The following is a 9,203-nucleotide window of genomic DNA, read 5'->3' as shown; positions in this document are numbered from 1 at the left end:
ATACACGTCAGCGGAAAGCTGTATGCCACGGGCGTCACCACAGTGCCGGAGCTGTTTCGCGTCCGATACGGGTCCAAGGGACTTCAAGCGGCGTTCGGCGCGCTGCTTGCGGCGGTGTACGTGCTGTATCTGGTGATTCAGATCAAGGGCTTCGGCATTGTGGCTTCCACGTTGTTCGGCATCCCGTACAGCCTGTCCATTCTGCTGGTGTACCTGTTCATTTTGTACACGTCCTTCGGCGGCTACCAGTCGGTGACCCGCAGCGACGCGTTCAACCTGATTCTCATGATTGTGGGCTTAGGCGTTCTGCTGGTAATCATCGTGGCCCGGGTGGGAAGTCTGGGCGAAATCTATTCCGGCGCGGGGGGCGTGACGGGATACGCCCATGGGGGAATGGAGTATGCCACCGAGGCCGGGGACCTTCTTCGGCCCTTCGGGCAGGGAGACTTTGCGCCGCTTATGAGCATCAGCATGTTTTTCGGCTGGGGGCTGGGTCTGGCGGTAAATCCCCAGTATGCCGTGCGAATCTTAGCCTCGCGGGATGCCCGCTCCGCTCGGCGGATGATCTGGATTTCGCTGGCGCTGCTGGCGGGAATTTACTTCACGTTAAGCAGTATCGGCCTTGGTATGCGGGTGCTGATCCCCGCGGTGAATGAGACCTTGTCCACCGATGAGATTTTTACCTATATTCTTAACAACGACCTGTACAGCGAGTGGAGCGGATTTTTGCTGTTTGCCATTATCGGCGCGTGCGTTTCCACCGCCAACTCTCAGCTTTTGCTGATCGCGTCCAGTTGCTCCTGCGATATTGTAGGGGCGCTGTGGCCAAGACCGCTGAAGGAGAGCACGCTGGTGAATCTGAGCCGGGGGGCGGTGATGGCGGGGGGAACGCTGTCGCTGCTGCTGGCCTTGTCGCCGCCGGCCTCTCTTTTGACATATGGCGGGGACGTGTGGGGCGTGTTCAGCGTGACGCTGCTGGCCCCGGTGTTTGGGACCCTCCTGTGGGAGAGAACCACCCGGACAGGCGTATGCGCCGCGTTGGGGGCCGGACTTTTGGCGCTGGCAGTATTTTATCCGCTTTACTATGAGGGCCTGCTTCCCGTGCATCCCGCTCTGCCGGGAACGCTGATCTCCGCCGGGGCACTGTGGCTGGGGTCCGTACTGAGTCGGAAAAAGGAGGGGGAGGGATGAGGAGAAGACAGTCGCTGACCATTGAGAATAAGATTCTTATGGCGGTGGTGGGCATCTGTGTTCTTTCCGTGCTGTGTTTTGGCTTTTTGATGCTCCGGGAGGGGTATACGAGTAAGATGACGCAGGAGCGGGAAAAGGGCGAGGAACTGCTGGCCTATATTAGCTGGGATATCCGCCAGTTTGGAGACAATGTGGGGCAGGACGCGATTCTCGCGGGCTGCGCCGCTCTTGAAAACGACGGGCTTGTCATTTTGAACGACAGGGGCACCCGTCTTCTGGGAACGGAACAGGGGGCCGCTCTGGTGGCGGAGGGAAGCATCTTGGCAGAGCATCGGGACAATGGGTTTGGCTGGAGACTTTGTTATACGCTGGATGAGGCGGCGTTTCAAAGCGGTCTTGTGGAGGAGCAGAAATACGCCATTCTCGCCACCATTGCCCTGTTAATCATCACGATTCAGGTGGGCGTCTTTGTGTCTTACGGGATTTCGGAGCCGGTCCGGCGGCTGGCAGCGGCCTGCGCCGCCATCGGAGAGCGGCCCCAAGAGGCGTCGCCGGAGCTGATTCCCACGGATGTGGGCAGCGCAGAAACGCGGCAGTTGGCGGATGCGTTCCGCAGAATGCTGGAAGAATTGCGGCGATATAACGCAGCGCTGGCGGAGCAGAAAGCGTTGAACGAAAATATTGTGCAAAATCTGCCGCTGGGCGTGGTGGCCTATGGCGCGGACGGGCAGGTGCTGTGCGTCAACGACAGGGCCAGCGCCATGTTGGCGGATGAGACGTTTTTTGCCGCTGGACAGACGCTTCGTCTGGTGCTGGAGCGCCGACTTACACAGGCCAGCGTTCCCCTTGAGGCAATTCGGCTGGAGAATGGCGGGGGGGATGTGCGGGTCTATCAGATAGGAGTCTGGCGGCTTGGGCGGGGAAGTCTTGAAACGAAGCCCGGGACGCTTTGCACGATTGACGACGTGACCTATGACAAGATTATGGAAGAAAAGGTGGGCGAGAGCGAGAAGCTGGCCTATATCGGAAAGCTGGCCGCCATGCTGGCCCATGAGATTCGCAATCCTTTGGCGGGCATTCGCGCCTCGATTCAGGTGGTGGGCCGGGGACTGGAGCGGGAGCGGGACCGGACGCTGTGCGCCAGCGTCATCAAAGAGGTGGACCGCATCAATGAACTGATTGGGGACCTTTTGAATCTGTCCCGCAAGCGGGAAAGTCACAAGGCCGTGGTGGAGCTGAGGCCGCTGCTGGGCGAGGTGGCCATGCTATACTCCAAGCTGGCCGGGAATCACGGCGTTACCATGGAAACCACGGCGGAGCCGGGCCTTGCGATTTATGCCGACGAGGCAGAGCTGAAGCAGGTTTTGATAAATCTTGTGAGCAACGGGCTGAAAGCCGTGGGACAGGGGGGGCGCATTGCACTGCGGGCGCAGGGCGGTCCCGCCGAGATCCTTTTGTCGGTGACGGACAACGGCGCGGGAATGGACCGCGAAAAACTGCGCTCCGTGGAAAAGGGAATCGCCTCGGGAGGGACCGGACGATACGGCCTTGCCATTGTCAGCCGATTGCTGGAGCAAAATGGCGGCGAAATGAAAATACTCAGCAGTCCCGGCGGAGGGACGTGCATTGAAATGCGGTTTCGCCGGACGGATACAGGGGAAAAGGAGACGCTATGAAAGAACGGGTACTGGTCATCGACGATGAAAGTCTCATCCGCATTTCTCTGGAGGCGGGTCTGTCGGATATGGGCTATGAAGTTGCCACGGCGGGGACGATTGCCCAAGGCCTTGCAGCGGCGGAGCGGATGCGTCCCAATGTGATATTGCTGGATAACTGCCTGGAAGGGGATGTGGGGACGGATTATATCGAGGCGCTCCGCCATCTTGATGAGGAAGTGCGCATCATCATGATTACCGCTTACGGAACGGTTGCTCAGGCGGTGGAAGCTATCCGCCGGGGGGCCTATGATTTTGTGCAAAAGCCCTTTGATCTGGATGAGCTGCACCTGATCATTCGCCGTGGTCTGGACGAGCTGAAAAAAGACCGCAGCTTGAAGGCTGTGAAGGGCAAGCAGCGGGAGCTGATTGGAAACAGCCCCGCCACGGAGAAAATCCGGTCCCAGATACGCCTGCTGGCGAAGAACGACAACGTGGATTTGCTGATCCGGGGTGAAACCGGCACCGGCAAGGAGGTAGTGGTGAATATGATTCACTATGCCTCCGCCCGGCAGGCAGGCCCTATGGTAAAAATCAATTGTAGCGCCATCCCAGAAAATCTTTTGGAGGCGGAGCTGTTTGGCTATGAAAAGGGCGCGTTCACCGGGGCGGTGAAGACCAAAAAGGGCCTGTTTGAGCTGGCGCACGGCGGCACGGTGTTTCTCGACGAAATTGGCGAGATGCCCCTTGCCATGCAGGCAAAGCTTCTGACATTTCTGGAGGACCGCTGCTTTAAGCGGGTGGGTGGCCTGACGGATATCCCCGTGGATGTGCGGGTGGTGGCTGCCACCAACCGCCGGCTGGAGGAAGAGATTGCCAAAGGGACCTTTCGGGAGGATTTGTTCTACCGGCTCAATGTCATGCAGATATTTATCCCGCCCCTGCGGGAACGGGTGGAGGACATTCCCGTTATCGCGGATTATTACCTGCGGCACTTCAATCAGAAATTTTCCAAGGAGATTGAAACCATTGACCCGGCCTATCTTGGCGAAATGCGCCGCTATTATTGGAAGGGCAATGTGCGGGAATTAAGAAACGTTTTGGAACGGGAGGTTTTGTTTTGCGAGGGGAAGACCCTTCGGGGTGCGCCGTTGGCTGCTTTCGGCGGAGGGGGCGCCCCCGCTGGGGTAAAGGACCTTTCCTTGGGGCCCATTGATCTGGAGGCCGAAACTGCGGCATTTCAACGGGCTTATATCCGCCGGGCGCTTGCGCTGAGCGGGGAGAACAGCACCGCGGCGGCGGAGCTGCTGGGCATCAGCAGGTTTACGCTGAAGCGGCGGATGGAAGATGAAACCGTGCGGAATTGAACGATTGGCCCGTGCAGAATCGCACGTCCGCCTAGGAAAGTGGTTTGTTTTCCTAAGCGGACGTGTTTTTCTATGAAAAAGTCAGAGACTATGAAAGTGAAAATCACAAAAAGCAACTCGAAAAAATGTGAAATACAAACAATTATTTGGAGGATGAAACGGGAATGATGTGCGTTTGTAATAAAAACTTGAAAGCTTGGTATGAAACTTGCTGCTAAGTATGGCAGGTACATCTGGAATTGTGCCCATGGGGCAAAAAAGGAAGGAGCTTACAATTATGAATCTGGTGGATCTAAACAGCGATTTGGGAGAGAGCTTTGGTGCATACACCATCGGTTTGGACAGTGAGGTCATCCGGCACGTATCGTCCGTCAACGTGGCCTGCGGCTATCATGCGGGGGACCCGCTGGTAATGGCGCAGACCGTGGCCATGGCGAAGGAGGCGGGTGTGGCCATCGGCGCGCATCCGGGGTTTCCCGATCTGATGGGCTTTGGCCGGCGGAACATGGTGTGTTCGCCCAAGGAGGCCAAGGCCTATGTCCAATATCAAATGGGCGCTTTGCTGGCGTTCACCGCCGCGGCGGGAGTGAAGCTTCAGCATGTGAAGCCCCACGGTGCGCTTTATAACATGGCGGGCAAGGACATGGAACTGGCGTCCGCCATCGCGGAGGGCATCGCAGAGGTGGACAGGGATGTGATTCTGCTGGGCCTTGCCGGAAGCAAGATGATTGAGGCGGGCCGGGCCGCAGGACTGCGGGTGGCCAGCGAGGTGTTTGCGGACCGCGCCTATCAGGCGGACGGTTCTCTGGTTCCCCGCAAGCAACCCGGCGCGGTAATTCACGATAAGGACGAGGCCATTCGCCGCACGGTGCGTATGGTGATGGAGGGAAAGGTCACCGCCATTACAGGCGAGGAGGTTTCTATCTCCGCCGATTCCATCTGTGTACACGGCGACAACCCCTCGGCTGTGGAATTTGTGAAAAATATCCGTGCCGCCATGGAAGCACAGGGCGTGAAAATCGCGCCCATTGCCGCCATTGTTTAAGTGCGTGCTACAAATAAAATTGAAGTGAGGAAATCCCGATGAGTGCGAACGAGACGACAAAGAATAGATCTGTTTTGCTGGGCGCCGCGTTTTTGATGGCAACTTCGGCCATCGGCCCCGGCTTTTTGACTCAGACCTCCAAATTTACCGCACAATACGGTCCCGCGCTGATTCTCATTATTCTCCTGGCAATCCTGATGGATATTACCGCGCAAATGAACATCTGGTCCATCGTCAGTGTGTCCAAGATGCGGGCGCAGGACGTGGCAAACAAGGTGCTGCCCGGCCTGGGCGTCGTACTTGCTGCATTGGTGGCAATCGGGGGGCTTGCATTCAACGTGGGCAACGTTGGCGGCGTAGCGCTGGGCTTCAATGCTATGTTCGGCTTGAATGAAAAGGTGGGCGCGGTCATCGCAGGCTGCCTTGGCATCATTATCTTTATCAACAAAAACGCCAAAACCATCATGGATAAGGTTGCCACGCTTCTGGCTGCCATCATTCTGGTCACGGTGCTGGTGGTGGCGGTGATCTCTCAGCCGCCTCTGGGCGTGGTGGCGTCCAGCCTGACCAAAGTCAATGAAATCCCCTCCATGTTTGTGGCACTGACCACCTTGCTGGGCGGCTCCTGCGGCGGCTACATTGCCTTTTCCGGCGCGCACCGGCTGCTGGACGCGGGCATTTCCGGCCCCGAAAATGTGAGCCATGTGCGCAAGAGCGTGCTTCAGGGCTGCGGAACCTCCGGAACCGTGCGTATCTTGCTGTTTCTGGCTGTGCTGGGAACCTGCATGATCGGGTCCCAGTGGAATGCCGCCAATGCCGACACCATTATCAACGCCAGCAACCCCGCCGCCGAGGCATTCCGCCTGTCCGCAGGCAATTTGGGTTATCGGCTGTTCGGCCTGTGCCTGTTCTCCGCCGGCGTTTCCTCCGTGGTGGGGGCGGCATTTACCTCCGTCTCTTTCCTCAAGACGCTGCACCCCTTCATCAACAAGTATGAGCGCCAGTTCGTGGTGGGCTTCATCACCTTTTCCACGCTGATGATGGTGCTGGTTGGCAACGCCGCACAATTGCTGATTGTTGCGGGGGCTTTCAATGGCCTGATTCTGCCGGTCAGTCTGGGTGTGATGCTGCTGGCGTGCCGGAACAAGAAAATTGTGGGCGAGGAATACAAGCATCCTACATGGATGATCGTGTTGGGTGTCATTGTGGTCTGTGTCTCTCTCTACGCCGGAGTGAAAGCCGTTCCCGGCATTTTGAAGCTCTTTGCCTGATAAAAGGCGTATCATTGGCGCTGGGCGCGGCGGTGCCGCGCCCAGTGGAAAGGAACAAGTATGGACGAAGTGAGATTTTTAAATGCCGGAGATACGGCTGTGACCGTGGAATTCGGCAATGAGATCAGCGTGGCGATTAACAGCCGCATCCGGGCATTTAACATTGCCCTGCTGGAAAGCGGCATTTCGGGCATCGTGGAGACGGTTCCCACCTATCGCTCCCTAATGGTGCACTATGATCCGGGCGTCATTCGCTATGCCGCGCTGGAACAGAAATTAAAGGGGCTGCTGGGCGGGTTGGACAAGGTGCGGATTCCCCCCAGCGAGGTGCTGGAAATTCCCGTGCTGTACGGCGGAGAGGAAGGGCCGGACCTTCCGTTTGTGGCGGAGCAGGGAGGCAGGTCTGTGGACGAGGTGATCGCCATTCACAGCGCGCCGGAGTATCTCATCTACATGCTGGGCTTTACGCCGGGTTTCACGTATCTTGGCGGCATGGATGAGTCCATCGCCACGCCCCGGCTGAAAACGCCCCGGGTCAAAATTCCCGCAGGCAGCGTGGGGATCGCCGGGGCGCAGACCGGGGTGTATCCCATCGACTCTCCGGGGGGCTGGCAGTTAATCGGGCAGACCCCTGTTCGGATGTACGCGCCGGAGCGGGAAAAGCCCATTTTGCCGGAGGCGGGACAGTATATGAAGTTTTACCCCATTGATCGGGCGGAATATGATAGAATTGCAGGGCAGGAGGCCGCCGGGACTTATGTCTGCAAGCGACACTCCAGAGAGGAGGGGGCGGAATGAGTATCACGGTTCTGCATCCCGGTATGCTGACAACGGTTCAGGATCAGGGACGGACGGGGTATCAGCAGTTTGGCGTGCCGGTTTCCGGCGCGGTGGACCCCCGCTCCGCCGCTGTGGCCAATATTTTGGCGGGCAATGAAGAGGGCGAAGCCGTTCTGGAGTGTACCATTATGGGCCCGCAGCTCCGCTTCGACCAGCCTGCGGTCATCGCAATTAGCGGCGCGGACTTAGGCCCCACGCTGGACGGCGTCCCCATGGACAATTACCGCGCCGTCCGGGTAGGGGCGGGGCAGGTGTTGCGCTTTACCGGCCCCAAATCCGGCTGCCGTGCGTTTATCGCCGTGGCGGGCGGACTGGATGTTCCGCAGGTGATGGGAAGCCGTTCTACCTATATGAAAGCAAAGATCGGCGGCTTCTATGGCCGAAAGCTGGAAAAAGAAGACGTGCTTGGCCTCCGTGCGCCGGGAACGGAGCCGAAGGCACTGGCGACCCGCGCCATCGCGCCGGAGTTTCGCGCCCGGGCGGAATATACCCTCCGGGTGGTTCCGGGACCTCAGGACGATGCGTTTACCCATGCGGGAATGGAGACGTTTTTCTCGGGCCTTTATACCGTCACGGCTGAGTTTGACCGAATGGGCTGCCGACTGGAAGGCCCGGAGATTGCCCATGAAACCTCCGGCGACATTATTTCCGACGGCATTGCGTTCGGAGCGATTCAGGTGCCATCTTCCGGGCAGCCCATCGTGATGCTTTCCGACCGGCAGACCACCGGAGGCTACACCAAGATTGCCAATGTAATTTCCGCAGATTTCCGCATTTTGGGCCAGCTAAAGAGCGGAGACAAGGTCCGTTTTGAAAAGATATCTCTGTCCGCCGCGCAGGAGGCTTTGCTTGCCCAGCGAGCGTCGCTGCGGCTGCTGCGGCATGTGCTGGACAATTGACGAAAACAGGCGCTGCCATAAAAAAGGAGGAAGACCAATGTCATTTGATATTACGCCCTATATCGACCTTTCTCCCGCTGTGGTGCGGGGAAAAATACGCGCCGGGGAAATCGACTTTCCAACCGCCGGGATGTGCCGGGGCTATGCGCAGGCCAACCTTGTAATCCTGCCGCCGGATTATGCGGCGGATTTCAGAGAGTATGCCCGGCGCAACCCGTTCCCCTGCCCGATATTGGAAGTGATCGAGGGCACGCCCGCGACCCATGCCATGGGAGAGGGCGGGGACATTACCACCGACATTCCCCGTTACCGCATCTATCGCGCCGGTGTTTTCACGGAAGAACTCACCGATGTGTCCGCCTATTGGGAGGACGGCTATGTGGGATTTTTGATCGGCTGCTCCTTTTCCTTTGAAGAGGCGCTGCTTTCTGCGGGAATTGAAGTCCGGCATATTACGCAGGGCCGCAACGTGCCCATGTACAAAACAAACATTGCAACGGTGCAGGCGGGACCGTTTTATGGCCCCATGGTCTGCTCCATGCGCCCCATGACCCCGGAGCACGCCGAAATTGCCAGAGCCATTACGGAAAAGATGCCCAATGTCCATGGTGCGCCTGTCCATATGGGCGACCCGGCGCAGATTGGAATTCAGGACATCATGAAGCCGGATTACGGAGATGCCGTGGAGATCAAACCCGGCGAAATCCCTGTATTCTGGCCCTGCGGCGTCACGCCGCAGGCGGCGGTGGAACATGCGAAGCCGCCCATCGTTATCACCCATGCGCCGGGACATATGTTTATCACCGACGTAAAAAACGCAGAGCTGAACGATTATCTGGAAACGCGCAAGTAAAAATGATGAGACGCCGCCGCCCGCTTTCGCGGGCGGCGGCGTTATGCGTTCAGCATTTGCGGCAGGCGAATTTTTTACGGGG

At 58.2% G+C, this 9,203-nt stretch carries 8 protein-coding genes; all 8 read left to right on the top strand.

The window, feature by feature from the left end; genetic code table 11:
* A partial coding sequence (locus tag RTU96_RS09205) for a sodium:solute symporter family protein (protein WP_312636261.1) occupies nt 1–1,191 on the top strand: 1,191 nt, incomplete at its 5' end.
* Nucleotides 1,188–2,867 carry an ATP-binding protein gene (locus tag RTU96_RS09200; RefSeq protein ID WP_312636260.1) on the top strand — a complete coding sequence of 560 codons (1,680 nt, stop codon included), beginning with the start codon at nt 1,188–1,190 and terminating at the stop codon, nt 2,865–2,867. The genes RTU96_RS09205 and RTU96_RS09200, both read left to right, overlap by 4 nt.
* The gene (locus tag RTU96_RS09195) at nt 2,864–4,213 is read left to right on the top strand and encodes a sigma-54 dependent transcriptional regulator (RefSeq protein ID WP_312636258.1); all 1,350 of its coding nucleotides are present in this window, start codon (nt 2,864–2,866) and stop codon (nt 4,211–4,213) included. Before RTU96_RS09200 ends, RTU96_RS09195 begins: the two co-directional genes overlap by 4 nt.
* Before the next feature lie 277 nt (nt 4,214–4,490).
* Nucleotides 4,491–5,258 (top strand): 5-oxoprolinase subunit PxpA, encoded by a 768-nt coding sequence (locus tag RTU96_RS09190; RefSeq protein WP_312636355.1) that lies wholly within the window; start codon nt 4,491–4,493, stop codon nt 5,256–5,258.
* 38 nt (nt 5,259–5,296) lie between these two features.
* Nucleotides 5,297–6,529 carry a divalent metal cation transporter gene (locus tag RTU96_RS09185; RefSeq protein ID WP_312636256.1) on the top strand — a complete coding sequence of 411 codons (1,233 nt, stop codon included), beginning with the start codon at nt 5,297–5,299 and terminating at the stop codon, nt 6,527–6,529.
* Between the two features lie 60 nt (nt 6,530–6,589).
* Nucleotides 6,590–7,327: a 5-oxoprolinase subunit PxpB gene (pxpB, locus tag RTU96_RS09180; protein ID WP_312636255.1), complete on the top strand. Its 738-nt coding sequence runs from the start codon at nt 6,590–6,592 to the stop codon at nt 7,325–7,327.
* Nucleotides 7,324–8,268 (top strand): biotin-dependent carboxyltransferase family protein, encoded by a 945-nt coding sequence (locus RTU96_RS09175; protein WP_312636254.1) that lies wholly within the window; start codon nt 7,324–7,326, stop codon nt 8,266–8,268. Before pxpB ends, RTU96_RS09175 begins: the two co-directional genes overlap by 4 nt.
* A 37-nt stretch (nt 8,269–8,305) precedes the next feature.
* The gene (locus RTU96_RS09170; protein ID WP_312636252.1) at nt 8,306–9,121 is read left to right on the top strand and encodes a putative hydro-lyase; all 816 of its coding nucleotides are present in this window, start codon (nt 8,306–8,308) and stop codon (nt 9,119–9,121) included.
* Nucleotides 9,122–9,203: the final 82 nt, after the last annotated feature.

The organism is Oscillibacter sp. (genome assembly GCF_032018205.1).
Taxonomy (GTDB): Bacteria; Bacillota; Clostridia; order Oscillospirales; family Oscillospiraceae; genus Oscillibacter.
The sequence above is the reverse complement of the archived record's forward strand: the minus strand, read 5'-3'. Positions and strand labels throughout refer to the sequence as shown.